This is a genomic window from Kitasatospora sp. NPDC018619 (assembly GCF_044391605.1).
Lineage (GTDB): Bacteria > Actinomycetota > Actinomycetes > Streptomycetales > Streptomycetaceae > Kitasatospora.
This window is the reverse complement of record NZ_JBISAI010000009.1, coordinates 89,835-107,663: the sequence shown is the minus strand read 5'-3', so window position 1 is coordinate 107,663 and position 17,829 is coordinate 89,835. Positions and strand designations below refer to the sequence as shown.

Genomic DNA, 17,829 nt, shown 5'->3' with positions numbered 1-17,829 from the left:
CGGGCGCACCGACGCAGTGATCACCGGCAGCAGGTCGCCGGATAGCGGACGATGCTGTCAGATTCGATCCGCGAACGGAAGGGATGTGCGCCCTTTGCGTAAGCGATGAGCGGATTCCCCGAATTGGCCGCGTCCGGGAGGTGGGAGAATCCCCGGAAAGGCCATGGACACTTCACAACTGTGGCCTTATGAAGGGCCGTTGAGCTGGGAATTCCCCTTTCCGGCACATTTCTGCCCGGCCTGTTGAACCCGTGCGGCCGGCTATCCGTTGTGCCGCTCTCCGCGGGCCGCGTTTTCGTCCCGCGAATGCGGTCCGCCGCATCCGGGTGGCGGCTCCCGGGGTGTGGGCGGCCGGGTGCCCGGCGGCTCGGGTAAGGCTTGCCTTGCTTCGCACTCCCGGCCTCCCCTAGGGTGAAGTCCTCAGAGGACCTGAAGACCTGAGGAGTTTCCGTGACCGACCTCCATGCCCTGACGCTCGCCGAACAGGCCGCGGCCGTCCGCCGCCGCACCGTCTCCCCGACCGAACTGGTCGACCACCACCTGCGCCGCATCGACGAGGTGGACGACCTGCTGGGCGCCTACCGCACGGTCGACACGGCCGGGGCCCGCCGGGCCGCCCGTGCGGCCGAGGCCCGGCTGGCCGCCGCCGGGGAGCGGGACGGCGCCGGGCTGCCGCCGCTGCTCGGCGTGCCGCTGTCGGTGAAGGACACCTGGCCGGTCGCCGGGCTGCCCTTCACCGCGGGCTCCGCGGCCTTCGACGACCGGATCGCCCCGGCGGACGCCGCCGTGGTCGGCGAGCTCCGGGCGGCCGGTGCCGTGCTGCTGGGGACCACCACCGCGGCCGAGTTCGGCTGCTCCTCCTACACCGAGACGGCGTACGCCACCGCGCGCACCCCGTACGACCCCGGCCGCGGTGCGGGCGGCTCCAGCGGCGGCGCGGCCGCCTCGGTCGCGGCCGGGCTGGCGGCGGGGGCCCTCGGCAGTGACGGCGGCGGTTCGATCCGCATCCCGGCCGCCGCCTGCGGGGTGGTCGGCCTCAAGCCCGGCCGGGGCCGGGTGACCCCGGCCCCCGGGACGGATGCCTTCGGGCTCGCCACCGCCGGCCCCCTGGCCAGGACGGTGCCGGACGCGGCCCTGCTGCTGGACGCGATGGCCGGGAGCGTCCCGGGCGACGGCAGCACCCTGCCCGTCGTGCCGGCCGACCACTTCCGCTCCTGCGCCGGACGCGAACCCGGCCCGCTGCGGATCGGGGTCCTGCCGCGGACCGACGGCTGGCACCCCGAGGCCGCACTGGCCTGCCGACGCACCGCCGACCTGCTCGCCGACCTCGGCCACCGGGTCGAGGAGGCGCCGCCGTTCGACCCGGACGAGTACGTGCCGGACTTCACCGTGCTGTGGAGCGTCCTGGCCGCCGCCGTGCCCGTCCCGCCGCAGCGGGAGGACCGGCTGCTGCCGCTGACCCGCTGGCTGCGCGCCGAGGGGGCCCGGCACAGCGGGGCCCGGCTCCACGCGGCGACGACCTCGCTGGCCGCCACCGCCCGTTCGCTCTGCCGGCGCTACGACCGCTTCGACGCGGTGCTGAGCCCGACCACGGACCGGCCGCCGCTGCCGGTCGGATCGCTGACCGACCCGGACGCCCCGGAACGGACCTACGCCCGGATGCTCGCCGCCACCCCGCGCACCCCGCTGGCGAACCTCACCGGCCTGCCGTCGATCAGCCTGCCGCTGCACTGGACGCCCGACGGACTGCCGATCGGGGTGATGCTGACCGCCCGGCTCCACCAGGAGGGCCTGCTGCTCTCCCTCGGCGCCCAGCTGGAACGGGCCCGGCCCTGGCACCACCACGCCGCCCGGCAGGCGGCCGTACTGGAGCGGGCCCGGCAGGCGTCCGGGGCGGCGCAGGCCCGTCCGGCGGCGGCGCGGCCCGAGGGGAGCACCCGGTGAAGCGCGGTCGGCTGGCCTTCCTGACCGGCACCCACATCGTCAACGACCTCTACCAGGGCGCCGTTCCCGCACTGCTGCCGTTCCTGATGTCCCACCGGCACTACAGCTACACCGCCGTCTCCGGCATCGCCCTGGCCGCGAGCGGCCTGTCCAGCGTGGTCCAGCCGCTGTTCGGCCTGCTGGTCGACCGCCGCCGGTGCACCTGGCTCATCCCGGCCGGCATCCTCACCGCCGCGGCCGGGATCACCGGCGCCGCACTCGCCGGGAGCTACCCGCTCACCTGGCTCTGCGCCGCCCTGGCCGGCCTCGGCATCGCCGCGTACCACCCGTCCGCGACCAACCAGGCCCGGGCCGCCGGCGGACAGTCCCAACGGGCGATGAGCCTCTTCTCGGTCGGCGGCACGCTGGGCGCCTCGCTGGCGCCGGCGCTGGTCACCCTCGTGGTCGGCTCCTACGGCCTCGCGGGCGGCTGGCTGCTCGCCGTCCCGGCCCTGGTGACCGCCGCGCTCTGGGCCCTGCGGGGCCGGTGGCGACGCCCCCGGGGCCGCGCTCCGGTGGCCCCGCCGGCCGCCCGGCCCGCGGCGGCGAGCACCCACCGGGACGACTGGCGGGCCTTCGGGCGCCTGGTCGCCGCGACCGTCGGCTGGTCCGTCCCCTACGTGACGGTCACCTCGATGCTCGCCCTGCACATCCAGCGCGACCTGCACGGCTCGACGGGACTCGGCGCCACCGCCCTGACCCTGCTCACCCTGGCCGGAGCGGCCGGCACCCTGCTCGGCGGGTGGCTGGGCGACCGCCACGGCCGGCTCACCCCGATCCGCACCGGGTACCTGCTGGCCGTCCCCGCCCTCGCCGCAGTGGCGTTCGCACCCTCCAGCGCGGTCGCCGTGACCGGTGCCGTGGCGTTCGGGCTGGCCATGTTCCTGCCCTTCGCCCCGCAGGTGACGCTCGCCCAGGACTACCTGCCCACCCGGCCGGGGACCGCCAGCGGGCTCACCCTCGGGCTCGCCATGTCCGTGGGCGGCCTGGCCGCACCCCTGCTCGGCCGGCTGGCCGACGCGCACGGCCTGCGCACGGCGCTCGCCCTGGTCCTCGGCGTCCTCGCCGTCGCACTCGGCTGCGCCCTGCGCCTGCGCGACCGGGTGCTGCCGGAGCCGGCACCGGGGCAACTGCCCGAGCCGGTCGGCGGAACCGTGGGCTGAGCTGGGACGGAGCGGAAGGACGGTGTCGGCAGGACGATAGGGTCATGCCATGACTGTTCGCCCGGTACGCCATCGCTCATTGGTCGAGGAGGCCGTCGCCGAGCTGCGCCGGCTGATCGGCACGGGGGAGTGGGCGGTGGGGGCGAAGCTCCCCAACGAGGTCGAGCTGAGCCGGCTGCTCGGCGTCGGCCGCACCACCTCGCGCGAGGCGGTGCGGGTGCTGATCGCCGACGGCCAACTGCACTCCCGGCAGGGCTCGGGCACCTACGTCGCGGCGGCCTCCCCGGTCTCGGAGTTCGACCGGGAGCTGCGCCGTGCGGAAGCCCACGACGTGTACGAGGTCCGTGCGGCGCTGGAGGTCGAGGCCGGCCGGCTGGCCGCCCGGCGGCGCACCGGCGAGGACGTGGCCGCGCTGCGGGCGGCGCTGGCCGCCCGTGACGCGGCCACCGACCGCGTCGCGTTCGTCGAGGCGGACCTGGAACTGCACCGCCTGGTGGTACGGGCCGCACGCAACCCGGTGCTCACCCGCCTGTTCGACTCCTTCGTCGACGCGCTGCGCCAGGCGGCCGACTTCCTGGTGTCCGACGACCGCCTGCACGGCGGTGCGGAGGAGGAGGGCATCTCCCGCGCGCACCACGCCCTGGTCGAGGCGATCGCCGCGGGTGATCCCGACGCCGCGGTCGAGGCGACCCGCGCCAACCTGGACCGCACCCTGGAGGGCTTGCGTCCCCGGGAGGCCTGAGCGGTCGGGCCGGTGCGGCGGGGCCGGCCCGGAGCCGGCCCCGGGAAGCGGCGCTGCGGCGGCGCGGTCAGAGCTGTGCGGTGATCGTCACCACCAGGGCCGCCAGGCCCACGGCGAGCCAGGCCACGTAGTCGCCCAGCAGGCCGGAGTGCAGGCGGCGCAGCGGCAGGACGACGGCGCGGTGGAGGCCGCCGGTGCCGCGCCGGGGGCGGCGGCGGACGGCGGTGGCGGCGAAGCCGACGGCGAGCAGGGCGGAGAGCACGCCGAGCCACGCACCGGCGGGCGTCCACCAGGCTTCGGGAGCCGGCGGTGCGGGGGGCGCGGCCCGTCCGAGGGCGTCGGCGAGGTAGCCGGCGCGGTCGGTGAAGGCGGCGGCGCCCGCGGCGAGCGCCCGGCCGACGCCGGGCAGCACGCCGACGGCCAGGCAGCCGGCCAGCAGCAGCCCGGGGACCAGCACCATCGGCGGGGGCAGCCGCCGGCCGGGCTCGCGGATCTCGGGCTCCTCGCCCTCGCCGGTGGTCGCGGCCACCTCGGGGTGCTCCTGCGGCGGGGCGCCGTACCCGCCGAAGACCCGCAGCGCCGCCCGCAGCACCGCACCGCCGGTGAGCGCCGACACCAGCACGAACACGGCCGGCAGCCAGGGCAGTTCGCGCCCGGCGGCCTCCTCGGCGACGGCCTTGCCGAGGCCGGTGCCGAACGGCGGCAGCCCGGCCAGGGCCAGCGCGCCCAGGACGAACAGCAGCCCGGTGGCGCGCAGTTCGCGGGCCCGGCCGTGCAGCCCGTGCTCGTCCACCGAGCCGTACCGGTCGAGCAGCACGCCGGTGAGGCCGAACAGCGCGGCCTTGGCCCCGGCGTGGCCGGCCACGTACACCGCGGTGCCGGCCAGCCCGGCCGGGGTGAGCACGGCCGCGCCGGTCAGGAACAGCCCGACGTGGCCCACGGTGGAGAAGGCGAGCAGCCGCTTCAGGTGCCGCTGCTGCCAGCACATCACGGCGCCGACCAGGGCCGTCAGCACCCCCGCGGCCAGCAGGGTGTCCCGTACGACGGTGTCCGGCAGGCCGCCCGCCCCCGCGAAGACCACCCGGTGGATCCGGGCGGCGCCGTACACCCCGAGCTCGACCATCACGCCGGACAGCAGCATGCACACCGGGCTCGGGGCGACGGCGTGGGCGTCCGGCAGCCAGAAGTGGAACGGCGCCGCGGCGGCCTTGACCAGCGGGCCGGCCAGGACCAGGACGAAGGCGAGGACCAGCAGGGCGTCCGGGCCGCGTCCGGGGGAGGCGAGGCGGTCGAGTTCGGCGCCGATCCGGGCCAGCCCGAGCTCGCCGGTGCGGGCGTAGAGCAGGCCGATGCCGAGCAGGGAGAGGTAGGCGGCGGCCGAGTTGACCACGCCGAAGGCCATCGCGCCGTGCAGCGGGCGCGGGTCCTCGATCCGGTAGCCGGTCAGCGCGTAGGCGACGGCGCCCATCAGCTCGAAGAAGACGAAGGCGTCGAAGAGGTCGCCGGTGAGCGCGAAGCCGCACATCCCGGCCTCGAAGAGCAGCAGCAGGGCGGGGAAGAGCCCGCCGTGTTCGCCGGAGGGCTCGTCGAAGTACCGCCAGGCGTAGCAGAGCACGCCGAGCACGAGGACGGCGGCGAGCAGCGCGAGGCCGCTGCCGAGGCGGTCGGCGACCAGCACGATGCCCACGCCGCTGCCCGGCGTCCAGCCGCCCAGCCAGGAGACCGCCCGGCCGTCCGGGCCCGTCCGCGTCCACAGCAGGGCGAGGAAAAGAACCTCGGCGGCGGCGAGGGCGGTGGCGAGCGCGTCCCGGCCGGGCCGGGGCAGCCACCGGCCCGCGACGGCGGTGGCCGCCGCGCCCAAGAGGGGGACGGCGACGGCCAGCGGCAGCAGGTCGGAGGCGGGGAGCACCGGTCGTCAGCCCCGCAGCCCGGTGAGTTCCTCCGGGTCCACCGTGCCGTGGCGCTTGCGCAGCTGGATCACCAGGGAGAGGAGCAGCGCGGTGACGGTCGCGCCGACCACGATGTCGGTGAGCGTCAGCGCCTGGACGACCGGGTCCACCACCGGGGCGTCGGTCGGCAGGTCGGAGAAGACGGGGGCGGTGGCGTCGCGGCGGTAGCCGACCGCGAGCAGCAGCACGTAGGTGGAGGACTGGGCGACGGCCAGGCAGCCGACCGCCTGAACGAGGTTGCGGCTGGTCACCAGGCCGTAGAGGCCGGAGAGCAGGATCCACCCGGCGACCAGGTAGGGGAACACGCTCATGCCCGCTCCCCCCGGGGGACGACCTCGACGGCCTGGTCCAGGAAGTGGGCGAGCAGCACCACCACGCCGGAGGCGACCTCCACCCCGACGGCGGCGTTGACGACGGCCACCAGCCCGCTGGAGGAGAGCTGGTTGAAGGTGCCGAGCGGCAGGGTGTTGGCGAGGTAGCCGGCGCCCTGGACGAGGCCGACCAGGCCGAGCGCGGCGAAGGCGCCGGCGGCCAGCGCGTCCGCGACGTCCAGGGCGGCGAGGGGGCGGACGCGTTTGAGCACCCGGTAGTCGGCCGCGACGTACGCCAGGTGCAGGGCGGTGGCCAGGGCGACCCCGCCCTGGAAGCCGCCGCCGGGGCTCAGCGCGCCGTGCGCCACCAGGTACCCGCCGGTCAGGGCGGCGACGGGCAGCAGCGCGGCGCCGAACAGCCGGGTGGTGGGCAGGGCGGGTTCGGCGGCGGCCCGGCGCTTGCGCTCGTCCCGGGCCAGCCGCAGCAGGATGCCCGCGCCGAGCACCGAGCCGAACAGGATGGACTCCTCGCCGAGGGTGTCGAAGGCCCGCTGGTCGAAGTTGACGGAGGAGACGATGTTGGCCGTGCGCCGCTCCAGCCCGGCGGCCACCGCGCGCTCGCCGTACGGGTGGTGGGGGCCGCCGAAGCCCGGGAGCTCGCCGGCGGCGGCGATCAGGGCGGCGGCCAGCACCGAGGCGGCGAGGAGGAAGAGCCCGAGGCGGGTGGGGCGGCTCACTCGGGGCGGTCCGGGCGGTGTTCGTCGGTGTGCTCCTCGCGGCGCACCCGGCGGACGGTCAGCAGGATCAGCAGCGGGGTGATGGCACTGCCGACACCGAGCTGGGAGAGCGCGACGTCGGGGGCCTGGAGCACGGTGAAGAGCAGGGCGAGGCTCAGTCCCAGCAGGGCGAGGACGACGGCCTGCCGGGCCGGATCGCGGGTGAGCGCGGCCGCGGTGGCGGTGGCGGCGGTGAGCAGCAGGGCGGTCACGACCAGGGCGTCGGTCATCGGCGGGCCTCCGAGCGGCGGGTGGCCCGGGCCACGGCCATGGTGGTGACGGTGCCGCCGGCGGCCACCAGCAGGCCGATCACCAGCAGCTTGACCGCCGCCCGGCCGGGCCCGGTGTCCACGGCGAGGGCGAGCGCGACCAGCGGGGCGCCGATCACGGCGGCGGGGGAGAGGGCGTGCAGGCGCAGGTAGCGGCCGGGCAGCGCGACGAGCGCGACGGCGGAGAGCAGCAGCGCGGCGGTGCCCGCCCAGAGCAGCACCAGCGCCACGGCGTGCCGGCCCATCAGCGCTCCTCGCCGGCGAGGAAGCGGGTGAACACCAGTGTCCCGGCGGGCGCCAGCACGGCCAAGTCGAGGGCGAGGTCGGTGTAGGACGGGCGGCCGAAGCCCTGGGCGAGCAGCAGCAGGACGACGGAGGTGGCCACGGCGGCGAGGTTCAGCCCGGCCAGCCGCCGCTGCGTGCGGCCGGACAGCCCGAGCAGCAGGCACGGGGCGAGGGCGCCGACGGCGAGGACGGCCGCGGCCAGCAGCCAGGCGTTCACTCCGCCCCCTGCGCCAACGCCCGCTCCAGGGAGGAGACTTCACGGCCCAGCGTGTGCACCAGTAGGGTCTGGCCGTCGACGTCCACGACGTAGGCGCCGGGGGTCGAGGACAGCAGGGCGGCCGCCCAGGCCGGGCCGGTGCCGGGCGCGAGCCGTACGGCGCGGAAGCCGGATCGGCGGTGGGCGGGGGAGAACACGGCGCGTGCCAGCCGGCCGGTGTCGGCCAGCAGCGTGCCCGGGAAGGCCCGCAGGGCCGGGGCGAGACGGGCGGCGCCGCCCGGGGCGGCGCCGGAGGCGCGCCGGACGGCCACCGCGCCGAGCGCCCCGAGGACGGCGACGGCGGCGCCCACGGCGGTTTCGAGGGGGGTCACCGAGCTGATGAACACGAGGTTCAGCAGGAGGAGCAGCCCCCACCACATCAGGAGTTCGGCCGCCGTCCGCATCTCGCTCCCCTGTCCCCGCCTCGGTACCGCGCCGCGGCTGCGGCGAGCGGCCCAGGTCTACCGTCCGGGCGGGGGCGGCGTCCCGCGCGCAACGCCGTTGCGCGCGGGATCGCCGTGGGGGACCACCCGTTCGCCCGAGTGCGGCGACGGAACCTGTGATGATCGGTCCGGGGCCGCTCAGTCGGGTGGCTCGTGCGGTTCCGGTTCGTGGGCCGGCTCGCTGTCCTGGGTGGCCCCCTCCTCGGGCTTCTGGTCGGACGGCGGAGGCGGTGAGCCCTCGCCGGTCATCCGGGACTCCGGTGTCTCGACCGGCACCGGGGGGTCCTTCGGGACGGGCTGGTCCTGGTCGGTCATCCCGTTCAGTCCTTTCCGGCGTCCTTGACCTTCTCGGCGGCCTGCTTCAGGTCGCTCTTGAGCTGCTTGCCCCGGCCTTCGGCCTCGACCCCGCGGTCGCCGGACGCCCGTCCGACGGCCTCCTTGGCCTTGCCCTGAGCCTTCTCGGCGGCGTTGCGCAGCTTGTCCTGGGCACTCATGGGGTGACTCCTCTCGGTCTGGGCGTTTCGTGTGCTGTGCCTCGTCTGCCCCGGTCCGGGCGTTCCATGCCGGATCGGGACGGTCGGGCGGGTGGCGGCGGGCCCCGCTCAGGGCGTGCGGCCGGCCGGGTCGGCCCCGCCGGAGCCCGAGGGGCGGGAGTCGGGGCCGGGGCCGTCCGGCGGCGGCTCGGAGCACTGGTCGTCGTGCCGGTGCAGGTGCCGGACGGGGATCAGCAGCCAGCAGGAGACGAACCAGAGCATCACCGCCGCGGTGATCCCGGCCGCTGCCGCCGCCGAGCCCGTTGCCGTGCGCAGCAGGAGCAGCAGGGCGGAGCCGATGGTCAGCGCGAGGAGCATCAGCCCGACGGCCACCAGTCTGGCGGCCGCGTCCACCAGTTCGGGCTTCAGCCGGTGGCCGGCGAAGACCCGGTGGTAGGCCACCGGCGCCGCAAGCGCTCCGGTCGCCAGCGCTCCGAGGACGACCGTGGTCACGTACAGTCCCCGGTCGAAGCCGCCGAGCTGGGCGAAGCGCGGCATGAAGACGATGCTCAGCAGGAACCCGAAGAGGACCTGCGAGCCGGTCTGGGCCACCCGCACCTCCTGGAGCAGGTCGGTCCAGCGCCGGTCCGCCCGCTCGTCGGGGGACTCCCGCCGTCCCGTCCGGGGGTGGGGCGCGCCGGCCCCGCTTCCGGTGTCCGGTGCCGCCACGGTGACCGCCTCGCCTCCTGTTCCTCGACCGCTCCGGCCGGTCATGACCGGCCGGAGCGGGTGGCGCCGGGGTGGCTCAGCGGCCGAGCGCGTGGGCCAGCTCGCTCTTGTTCATCGTGGAGCGGCCCTTGATGTTGCGCTGCTTGGCCTCGTTGTACAGCTGGTCGTACGTCGGGCCCTGCGCGCCCCGGTGCGAGCGCTGCCCGCCACGCCGTCCCGAGGAGATGTCGTGGGTGGAGCTCCGGCTGGCGGTCTTCGACTCGCCGTGCCGGGCCCTCTCCTTGTTGACCGTCCGGGCGGCGATCTCCTCGGCCCGCTTCTTGTTCTCGCCCCGGTCGAGCGCGCTCTCCTTGATGTGCTCGTACTGGCGCTCCCGCTTGGGGCTGGATCCGCGAGGCATGCCCGTTCCTCTCGTCCGTGGTCGATACGTGGGCGCGGGTACCCGGCCGGGCGGCGGGAAAACGGGGGAGCCGTACGGATTCCGGCGGTGAGCGCCCGCACGGCTCGGCCCCCGTCGGTGCAGCGGGCGCGTCGGTGCAGCGGGCGCGTCGGGAAAGCGGGCGCGTCGGCTCAGCGGGCGCCGAGGAGGTGCTCCAGGGCGAGCTGGTCCAGCTGCTCGAAGGCCATGCCGCGCCGGGCGGCGGCGTCGACGTCGAACTCCTCGAAGGCGGAGCGGTCCGCGAGCAGCCCGGCCAGGCCGTCCCCGGCCGTGGGCAGCGCCAGCTCGGGCAGCCGGGAGGCGGCGAGCGCCGCGCGCACCTGCGGGTCGGCCCGGAAGGCGCGGGAACGCTCGGCCAGCAGCAGGTAGTTGCGCATGCAGCCGGCCGCCGAGGCCCAGACGCCGTCGAGGTCCTCGGTGCGCGGCGGCTTGAAGTCGAAGTGCCGCGGGCCGTCGTAGCCGGCCGACTCCAGCAGATCCACCAGCCAGAACGCCTGCCGGAGGTCCCCCGCGCCGAAGCGCAGGTCCTGGTCGTACTTGATGCCGGACTGGCCGTTGAGGTCGATGTGGAACAGCTTGCCGTGCCACAGCGCCTGGGCGATGCCGTGCGGGAAGTTGAGCCCGGCCATCTGCTCGTGGCCGACCTCCGGGTTGAGGCCGACCCGCTCGGGGCGCTCCAGCGCGTTGATGAACGCCAGCGCGTGGCCGACGGTGGGCAGCAGGATGTCGCCGCGCGGTTCGTTGGGCTTGGGCTCGATCGCGAAGCGCAGGTCGTAGCCCTGCTGGTCGACGTACTCGCCGAGCAGGTCGAAGGCCTCCTTCAGCCGGTCCAGCGCGGTGCGCACGTCCTTGGCCGCGCCCGACTCGGCGCCCTCGCGCCCGCCCCAGGCGACGTAGACGGAGGCGCCGAGCTCGGCGGCGAGGTCGATGTTGCGGATGGTCTTGCGCAGCGCGTAGCGGCGCACGTCGCGGTCGTTGGCGGTGAAGGCGCCGTCCTTGAACACCGGGTGGGTGAACAGGTTGGTGGTCGCCATCGGGACCTTCAGCCCGGCGGCGTCCAGCGCGGCGCGGAAGCGCTGGACGGTCTGCTCGCGGGTGGCCTCGCCCGCGCCGGAGGGGATCAGGTCGTCGTCGTGGAAGGTGACGCCGTAGGCGCCGAGCTCGGCCAGCCGGCGCACCGTCTCGACCGGGTCGAGGGCGGGGCGGGTCGCGTCGCCGAACGGGTCGCGACCCTGCCAACCGACGGTCCACAGACCGAAGGTGAACTTGTGGGCGGGGGTGGGGGTGAGGGTGTCGCTGGGCATGGAGCGGCTCCGGAACAGTGCGGAGGGGGTGTTTGTCAGGGCTCTCAACAAATTAGTATGCCGGGACCTGAGAAGGAACCCCTCCGGAGGAACGCATGGCTGAGCAGCGTGTCGTGATCGGCTTCGACAGCTCGACGCAGTCCACCAAGGCCCTCGCCGTCGACCTCGACACCGGCGCCGTCCTGGGCCGGGGCCGCGCCCCGCACACCGTCAGCACGGGCGCCGGCCGCGAGAGCGACCCGGAGCAGTGGTGGGAGGCGCTCGGCCTGGCCGCCGCGGCCACGGGCTGGGCGCAGCGCGCGGCCGCCGTCTCGGTCGCCGGCCAGCAGCACGGCCTGGTCACCCTCGACGCGGCCGGCGCGCCGGTCCGTCCGGCGCTGCTGTGGAACGACGTCCGGTCCGCGCCCCAGGCCGCCCAGCTGCGGGCCGCGATCGGCCCCGCGGAACTCGCCCGCCGCACCGGCAGCGTCCCCACCGCCGCGTTTACCGCCCCCACCTGGGCCTGGCTGCGCACCCACGAGCCCGCCGCGGCCGAGCGCACCGCCGCCGTCCGCCTGCCGCACGACTTCCTCACCGAGCGGCTGACCGGGCAGGCGGTGACCGACCGCGGCGACGCGTCGGGGACGGGCTGGTGGGGCCCGGACGGCTACGACGCGGACCTCCTCGACCGCATCGGCCTCGACCCGGCCCTGCTGCCGAAGGTCCTCGCCCCGGGCGAGCGGGCCGGCACGGTCCGCCCGGGCACGGCGCTGCGCGAGGGGGTGCCGGTGGCGGCCGGCACCGGCGACAACATGGCCGCCGCCCTCGGGCTCGGCCTGCTCCCCGGGCAGCCGGTGCTCAGCCTCGGCACCTCCGGCACCGTCTACGCCGTCGGCCCCACCAGGCCGGCCGACCCGACCGGCACCGTCGCGGGCTTCGCCGACGCCCTCGGCGGCTGGCTGCCGCTGGCCTGCACGCTCAACTGCACCCTCGCCGTCGACCGCTTCGCCGCCCTGCTCGGACGCGGGCGCGAGGAGGTCGAGGACGGCGGCACCGCGGTGGTGCTGCCCTACTTGGACGGCGAGCGCACACCGGACCTCCCGGGCGCCTCCGGCCTCGTCCACGGGCTGCGCCACGACACCACCCCGGGGCAGCTGCTCCAGGCCGCCTACGACGGCGCCGCCCACGCCCTGCTCGCCGCCCTGGACGGCGTGCTGCGCGCCGCCGGCGCGGACCCGGCCGACGACGCGCCGCTGCTGCTGATCGGCGGCGGCGCCCGCGGCCGGGCCTGGCAGCGGACCGTGCTGCGGCTGTCCGGCCGGGCGGTCCAGGTGCCCGAGGTGCGGGAGCCGGTCGCGCTCGGCGCCGCCGCCCAGGCCGCCGCGCTGCTCACCGGCGAGCCGGCCGACGCGGTGGCCCGCCGCTGGCGCACGGCCCGCGGCCCGGTGCTGGAGCCGGTGCGCAGGGACGAGGAGGCGCTGGCGCGGATCGGCGGTACCCTGCGTCGGGCCGGGGCCTTGCAGGGCGCTCCGGCCGAGGACCGGTAGGAGGAGCGGCGCGTGACGGTGGTCGGCAGGACGGGCGGGAGCGCTGCGCTCGGGCCCGCGTCGCAACAGGACATGCGCCGGCAGAACCTCGCGGTGGTCCTCGGCGCGGTCGCCGCGCACAGCCCGCTCTCCCGCGCGGACGTCGCCGGGCGCGTCGGGCTGACCAGGGCGGCCGTCTCCTCGCTGGTCGACGAGCTGATCGGGCGCGGTGCGCTCACCGAGGCGGCGGCCACCGCCAGCGGACGCCCCGGCCGGCCCGGACGGGCGCTGGCCGTGAGCGGCCGGGGCCCGGCGGGCCTGGGCCTGGAGATCGGCGCCGGCCACCTCGGCGCGTGCGTGGTGGACCTGCGGGGCGAGCCGCGGGTGTGGCGCCGGGTGGAGCGCGCCACCGCGGGCCGGCCGGCCGAGGACGTCCTGGCGGAGGCCGCCGCCCTGGCCGCCGAGGCGCAGGAGGAGGCCGCCGCCGAGGGGCTGCGCGTCGACGGCCGGATCCTGGCCGTGCCCGGGGTGGTGCCGAACGAGCCCGGCGGACTGGTCGAGCGCGCGCCCAACCTCGGCTGGTCTCGGGTCCGGATCGCCGACCACTGGCCGGACGCGGACACCCTGCCCGAACCGGAGAACGAGGCCAACCTCGGTGCGCTGGCCGAGTACTGGAGCGCCGAACGGTCCGTCGAGACCTTCGTGCACGTCTCCGCCGCGGCGGGGATCGGGGCCGCCCTGGTCATCGGCGGTCGGTTGTTCCGCGGTGCCCGGGGCTTCGCCGGCGAACTCGGCCACCTCCCCGTCCACCCGGACGGCCCTGTGTGCGCCTGCGGTGCCCGCGGCTGCCTGGAGCAGTACGCCGGCGAGGCGGCCGTGCTGCGCGCGGCCGGTCTCGCGCAGTACGGCGGGGGCGACGCGGTCGCGCTGCTGGCCGAACGCGCGGGCGCCGGGCACCCGCCGACGCTCGCGGCGCTGGACCGCGCCGGGCGAGCCCTGGGGCTCGCCCTCACCGCCGCCGTCGACCTCGTCGACCCGGAGGGCCTCGTCCTCGGCGGCGCCTACGCCGACCTCGCCGACTGGCTGCTGCCGTCCGTGCGCGCGGAGTTGGCCGCCCGGGTGACGGTCCGCCCCTGGGCGCCGCAGGCGCTGCGCCCGTCCGCGCTCGGCCGGCGCGGGCCGCTGCTGGGTGCGGCGCTGACGACGGTCCGCCGGATCATGGCGGACCCGACGCTGCTGCCGGCCGGCTGACCGGGCCCTGAGCGTGCGGCCGGCCCCGGGCCGGCGTCCCGTGCTGGGCCCGCGGCCGGTCCCGGGCCCGCGTGCTCGTGCTGGGCCCGCGGCCGGTCCCGGGCCCGTGACACGGGGCGCGCGGGGGTGCCGCGTGCCCCGTGTGGCGGCTCACCCGGGGGTGTCAGTGCTGGTCGGCGCCGCCGGCCAGCGCGGGGGAGGCCACCGTGATGTCGGAGCTGCCGCTGCTCTGGTAGCCCTCGGTGGCCAGGATCTCGTAGTTCATGGTGCCGAGGTTCATCCCGGACCGGGACCACGCGTCGAAGTGGTTCCCGACGGTGATGGTTCCGCCGGTCCGCTTGGCCTGACGGACGCTCCAGTACTGGTTGAAGGTCTTGATCCCCTCGATCGAGGGGGCGTTGTAGCGCGTCGTCTCGTAGATGTCGTAGACGCCGCCGTCGCTGGTGACGGTGCCCTTGTAGGTGCCCGTGGGCTTGTAGGAGCCGTAGTTGTCGACGACGTAGTACTCGACCAGCGGGTTGGTGCTCCAGCCGTAGAGCGCCAGGTAGGCGTTGCCGTTGGTGCTCCACGTGCCCGAGTAGGTCACCGGGTTGCGCGAGCCCCTGCTCCAGCCCTTGCCGGCGACGAAGTTGCCGGCGTTGGTCCAGGAGGTGCCGTAGTGACCGCCGCCGTTCAGCGACATGGAGACGGCGCCGCTGCCCTCGGTCCAGAAGGAGAAGAAGTAGCCGCCGTCGGTGCCGGTCTGGTTCGTGGTCACGGTCGCGGCGTCGGCGGTGCCGGGCAGCAGCAGGACGGCCGCGAGGGCCGGCACGAGGAGGGGCGTCCTGCCGACAGTCCGCCGCAGGCGGCCGGTCTCGCGGCTCTTGGGGTGGGGAGATGTCACGGGGGTCTCCGTCCTGACGGTGCGTGGGGGTGTGGGGTACGGCCCTGCGCCGCCGGTGGCCGCGAGCGGATGGGTGGCGGGGGCGACGCCGTGGCGCGGCGCAGGGGGACGCCGACGGGCCGTCGCCTCCGCTCCTTCCGGGGCGGGTCGGCGACCGGTGGCCCTGGCCCGGGTCCGGACCGGGGGCCGCGTACGTGTCGACGCCCCGACAGTGTTGGTTCGGCCGCATCCGGCTGTCAACGCTTTCGGCAGTGGTGGCGAAACTGTCGGCCGCTCCCGGATCGGTCCGGTCCGGGGAAAGCCCTGGTCATGGGCTCAGGGGAGGGGCCGGCGCGCGGGGAGGCCGCCGTTTCCCGGCGGGTCGGCGGTAAGTTACACGGGGCTGGATCATTCGAAACTTTCGGTGTACCGGCGCCCTTGCCCCGGCGCCCTTGCCCCGGCGCGCTTGCCCCGGCGCGCTTGGCCCCGCGCCCGTGCCCCCGGCGCCTCAGCCCGACGCCCGGACGACCAGGCGGGTCGGCAGCACCACCGAGTCGCCGGGCCCGGGGCGGCGCAGCAGCAACTCCAGGGCGCGGGTGCCCAGTTCCTCCACCGGCTGGCGGACCGTGGTCAGGCCGGGGCGGCAGCGCGCCGCGACGGGCGCGTCGTCGAAGCCGATCAGGGCCACGTCCTCGGGCACCCGCAGGCCGTGCCGCCGCAGGGTCCGCAGAGCGCCCGCGGCCATCTGGTCGGAGGCGGCGAACACCGCGTCCAGCTCCGGCCGTTGGTCCAGCAGCCACTGCATCGCGTGCTCGCCGGAGGCACTGCTGAAGTCGCCGTACGCCACGGCGGGCCGGACGGCGGGCGCGGCCGCCGCCGCCTGCTGGTAGCCGGCCAGCCGGTCCGCTCCGGCCGCGGTGTCCGGCGGCCCGGCGATGGTGGCCACCGAACGGTGGCCGGACGCGCACAGGCGCCGCACGGCCTCCCTGGCACCGCCCAGGTTGTCGGCGTCCACGAAGGCCACCGTGCCCGCCTCCGGCGGCCGGCCCAGGGACACCACGGGGACCCTGGCCGCGTGCAGCAGCCGGACGAGCGCGGTGTCCCCCCAGGGGCCGACCAGCAGCACGCCGTCGACGTGGCCGCCGCAGAGGTAGCGCACCAGCGGGGGCCGGCGGGAGCGCCGGGGCACCGTGAAGACGGCCAGCTCCCGCTCCGCGCCCGGCAGGGAGCGCCGCAGCCCGGCCAGCAGCCGCACCGGGAAGGCGTCCGTGTGGTACTGCAGCGGATCGGCGAAGACGACGACGGCGACCACGCCGGTCACCCGGGTGCTGGGTGCCCGGCGGCGGACGTACGCCAGCTCGCTCGCCGCCCGTTCGACCCGGGCCGCCACGTCGGTGGAGACCCGGGCGGAACGGTTCAGCACCCGGGAGGCGGTCGCGATGGAGACCCCGGCCCGACGGGCGACCTCGGCCAGTGTCGGAGCGGGGGTGCCGCCGCTGGGGAAGGGCAGGGACATGGGGGCCGTCCTGGATCGGTCCTCGACACGGGAACCCCGAACCCGTAGCGCACCGGCCACCCCACCGCTGCCAGCTTCGTCGGCCGGGCAGCCGGCGTCAAGGGATCCGACGCGCTCAGCCCGCCAGGTCGGGCAGCGCGCCCCGGCGGATCACCTCCGCGTACCAGCGGGCGCTGTCCTTGGCGGTCCGCGCCTGGGTGGCGTAGTCCACGTAGTACAGGCCGAACCGCTTGGCGTAGCCGTACGCCCACTCGAAGTTGTCCATCAGCGACCAGAGGAAGTACCCCCGCACGTCCGCGCCGGCGGCGATCGCCCGGCGGACGGCGGCGAGGTGGCCGTGCAGGTAGTCGATGCGCAGCGGGTCGTGCACCGCGCCCTGGGGCGTCGGCCGGTCCTCGAAGGAGGCGCCGTTCTCGGTGACGATCAGCGGCAGCCCGGGGTGTTCGCGGTGCAGCCGCAGCAGCAGGTCGCTCAGACCGCTCGGGTCGATGGGCCAGCCCATGCCGGTGCGCGGGCCCGGCGGGCGGTGGAAGAGCACGTCGGCGCAGCCGGCGAAGGGGGACTGGGCGCCCTCGCCGTGGCCGGCCTCGCTCGCGGCGCCCGGGTCCGCTCCCTCCGGCAGGGCCGAGACCACGGTGGGGGAGTAGTAGTTGACGCCGAGCAGGTCGATCGGCCGGCCGATCACGGAGAGGTCGCCGTCGTGGACCAGCGCCGGCCAGTCGACGAGGTGCTCCGTGTCGGCGAGCAGGTCGTCGGGGTAGCCGCCGTCCAGCATCGGCCCGGTGAACACCCGGTTGCCCACCGCGTCGATCCGGCGGGCGGCCTCGCGGTCGGCGGCGGAGCCGGTGAGCGGCCGTACCTCGTGCAGGTTGAGCGAGACGGTGATCCGCGCGTCCCGGGGCAACGCCGTGCGCAGGGCCTCGACGGCGAGGCCGTGGCCGAGGTTGAGGTGGTGGGCCGCGCGCAGGGCGTCCGTCCAGTCGGCCCGGCCCGGCGCGTGCACCCCGGAACCGTAGCCGAGGAAGGCGGAGCACCAGGGCTCGTTGAGGGTGGTCCACAGGCCCACCCGGTCGCCGAGCGCCTGCGCCACCAGGGCGGCGTAGTCCGCGAACCGCTCGGCGGTGTCCCGGGCGGGCCAGCCGCCGAGGTCCTCCAACTCCTGCGGAAGGTCCCAGTGGTAGAGCGTCACCGCGGGCTGGATGCCGTGCTCCAGCAGCTCGTCGACCAGGCGCCGGTAGAAGTCCAGGCCGGGGCCGGCGGCGGGCCCGCGCCCGGTCGGCTGCACCCGGGGCCAGGACACCGAGAACCGGTAGGCGCCCAGGCCCAGTTCGCTCATCAGCCGGACGTCCTGCCGGTAGCGGTCGTAGTGCTCGGTGGCGCGGTCGCCGGTGTCTCCGCCGGCCGTGCGCCCCGGGGTGCGGCTGAAGGTGTCCCAGATCGAGGGGGTGCGCCCTCCGACGTCGACGGCCCCCTCGATCTGGTACGCCGCCGTCGCGGCTCCCCAGAGGAAGCCGGCGGGGAAGGCGGAAGTGGCGGTGTCGGCCGGGGACGACCCGGTCCGGGTGGAGGTCAT

The 17,829-nt window shown here is 76.3% G+C and carries 19 protein-coding genes and 1 pseudogene; 5 read left to right on the top strand and 15 right to left on the bottom strand.

What is annotated here, in order from left to right:
• Positions 1-450 precede the first annotated feature (450 nt).
• Genes ACH5AR_RS16360 through ACH5AR_RS16350 form a run of 3 tightly spaced genes read left to right on the top strand, consistent with a single transcriptional unit; the run spans position 451 to position 3,888 of the window.
• Positions 451-1,944, top strand: coding sequence for an amidase (locus ACH5AR_RS16360; RefSeq protein ID WP_396302077.1), 1,494 nt, complete (start codon positions 451-453; stop codon positions 1,942-1,944).
• Positions 1,941-3,146: an MFS transporter gene (locus tag ACH5AR_RS16355; protein ID WP_396302076.1), complete on the top strand. Its 1,206-nt coding sequence runs from the start codon at positions 1,941-1,943 to the stop codon at positions 3,144-3,146. The genes ACH5AR_RS16360 and ACH5AR_RS16355 overlap by 4 nt, the downstream gene beginning before the upstream one ends.
• A gap of 49 nt (positions 3,147-3,195) precedes the next feature.
• Positions 3,196-3,888: a FadR/GntR family transcriptional regulator gene (locus ACH5AR_RS16350; protein ID WP_396302075.1), complete on the top strand. Its 693-nt coding sequence runs from the start codon at positions 3,196-3,198 to the stop codon at positions 3,886-3,888.
• Between the two features lie 67 nt (positions 3,889-3,955).
• On the opposite strand, the gene ACH5AR_RS16345 is transcribed toward ACH5AR_RS16350, so the two are convergent.
• From ACH5AR_RS16345 to xylA, 12 genes are all read right to left on the bottom strand, one after another.
• On the bottom strand, positions 3,956-5,797 hold the full coding sequence (locus tag ACH5AR_RS16345) for a complex I subunit 5 family protein (RefSeq protein WP_396302074.1): 1,842 nt from the start codon (positions 5,795-5,797) through the stop codon (positions 3,956-3,958).
• A gap of 6 nt (positions 5,798-5,803) precedes the next feature.
• The gene (locus ACH5AR_RS16340) at positions 5,804-6,148 is read right to left on the bottom strand and encodes a sodium:proton antiporter (RefSeq protein ID WP_396302073.1); all 345 of its coding nucleotides are present in this window, start codon (positions 6,146-6,148) and stop codon (positions 5,804-5,806) included.
• Entirely contained in the window at positions 6,145-6,885 is a 741-nt protein-coding gene (locus ACH5AR_RS16335; RefSeq protein ID WP_396302072.1) for an MnhB domain-containing protein, read from the bottom strand. The genes ACH5AR_RS16340 and ACH5AR_RS16335 overlap by 4 nt, the downstream gene beginning before the upstream one ends.
• Entirely contained in the window at positions 6,882-7,154 is a 273-nt protein-coding gene (locus tag ACH5AR_RS16330) for a Na(+)/H(+) antiporter subunit B (protein ID WP_396302071.1), read from the bottom strand. Before ACH5AR_RS16330 ends, ACH5AR_RS16335 begins: the two co-directional genes overlap by 4 nt.
• Entirely contained in the window at positions 7,151-7,438 is a 288-nt protein-coding gene (locus ACH5AR_RS16325; protein ID WP_396302070.1) for a monovalent cation/H(+) antiporter subunit G, read from the bottom strand. The genes ACH5AR_RS16330 and ACH5AR_RS16325 overlap by 4 nt, the downstream gene beginning before the upstream one ends.
• Entirely contained in the window at positions 7,438-7,695 is a 258-nt protein-coding gene (locus tag ACH5AR_RS16320; RefSeq protein ID WP_396302069.1) for a monovalent cation/H+ antiporter complex subunit F, read from the bottom strand. The genes ACH5AR_RS16325 and ACH5AR_RS16320 overlap by 1 nt, the downstream gene beginning before the upstream one ends.
• Positions 7,692-8,138 (bottom strand): hypothetical protein, encoded by a 447-nt coding sequence (locus tag ACH5AR_RS16315; RefSeq protein WP_396302068.1) that lies wholly within the window; start codon positions 8,136-8,138, stop codon positions 7,692-7,694. The genes ACH5AR_RS16320 and ACH5AR_RS16315 overlap by 4 nt, the downstream gene beginning before the upstream one ends.
• Positions 8,139-8,315: 177 nt before the next feature.
• Positions 8,316-8,492, bottom strand: a complete 177-nt coding sequence (locus tag ACH5AR_RS16310) for a hypothetical protein (RefSeq protein WP_396302067.1) — start codon at positions 8,490-8,492, stop codon at positions 8,316-8,318.
• 5 nt (positions 8,493-8,497) lie between these two features.
• Complete coding sequence (locus ACH5AR_RS16305) at positions 8,498-8,671, bottom strand: CsbD family protein (RefSeq protein WP_396302066.1); 174 nt, start codon at positions 8,669-8,671, stop codon at positions 8,498-8,500.
• 108 nt (positions 8,672-8,779) lie between these two features.
• The gene (locus ACH5AR_RS16300; RefSeq protein ID WP_396302065.1) at positions 8,780-9,379 is read right to left on the bottom strand and encodes a DUF6328 family protein; all 600 of its coding nucleotides are present in this window, start codon (positions 9,377-9,379) and stop codon (positions 8,780-8,782) included.
• A gap of 76 nt (positions 9,380-9,455) precedes the next feature.
• Complete coding sequence (locus ACH5AR_RS16295) at positions 9,456-9,779, bottom strand: plasmid stabilization protein (protein WP_396302064.1); 324 nt, start codon at positions 9,777-9,779, stop codon at positions 9,456-9,458.
• A 170-nt stretch (positions 9,780-9,949) separates the two neighbouring features.
• On the bottom strand, positions 9,950-11,122 hold the full coding sequence (xylA, locus tag ACH5AR_RS16290; protein ID WP_396302063.1) for a xylose isomerase: 1,173 nt from the start codon (positions 11,120-11,122) through the stop codon (positions 9,950-9,952).
• A 95-nt stretch (positions 11,123-11,217) separates the two neighbouring features.
• Here xylA and xylB point away from each other — a divergent pair, with 95 nt between their 5' ends.
• Positions 11,218-12,648 carry a xylulokinase gene (gene xylB, locus ACH5AR_RS16285; RefSeq protein ID WP_396302062.1) on the top strand — a complete coding sequence of 477 codons (1,431 nt, stop codon included), beginning with the start codon at positions 11,218-11,220 and terminating at the stop codon, positions 12,646-12,648.
• A gap of 72 nt (positions 12,649-12,720) precedes the next feature.
• On the top strand, positions 12,721-13,878 hold the full coding sequence (locus ACH5AR_RS16280; protein ID WP_396302061.1) for an ROK family protein: 1,158 nt from the start codon (positions 12,721-12,723) through the stop codon (positions 13,876-13,878).
• Between the two features lie 178 nt (positions 13,879-14,056).
• Here the strand turns inward: ACH5AR_RS16280 and ACH5AR_RS16275 are convergent.
• From ACH5AR_RS16275 to ACH5AR_RS16265, 3 genes and pseudogenes are all read right to left on the bottom strand, one after another.
• Positions 14,057-14,722 (bottom strand): annotated as a pseudogene (locus ACH5AR_RS16275) (glycoside hydrolase family 11 protein); the annotation flags it as partial.
• A gap of 526 nt (positions 14,723-15,248) precedes the next feature.
• Positions 15,249-16,256 carry a LacI family DNA-binding transcriptional regulator gene (locus ACH5AR_RS16270; RefSeq protein ID WP_396302060.1) on the bottom strand — a complete coding sequence of 336 codons (1,008 nt, stop codon included), beginning with the start codon at positions 16,254-16,256 and terminating at the stop codon, positions 15,249-15,251.
• A 115-nt stretch (positions 16,257-16,371) separates the two neighbouring features.
• On the bottom strand, positions 16,372-17,829 hold the full coding sequence (locus ACH5AR_RS16265) for a GH1 family beta-glucosidase (RefSeq protein WP_396302059.1): 1,458 nt from the start codon (positions 17,827-17,829) through the stop codon (positions 16,372-16,374).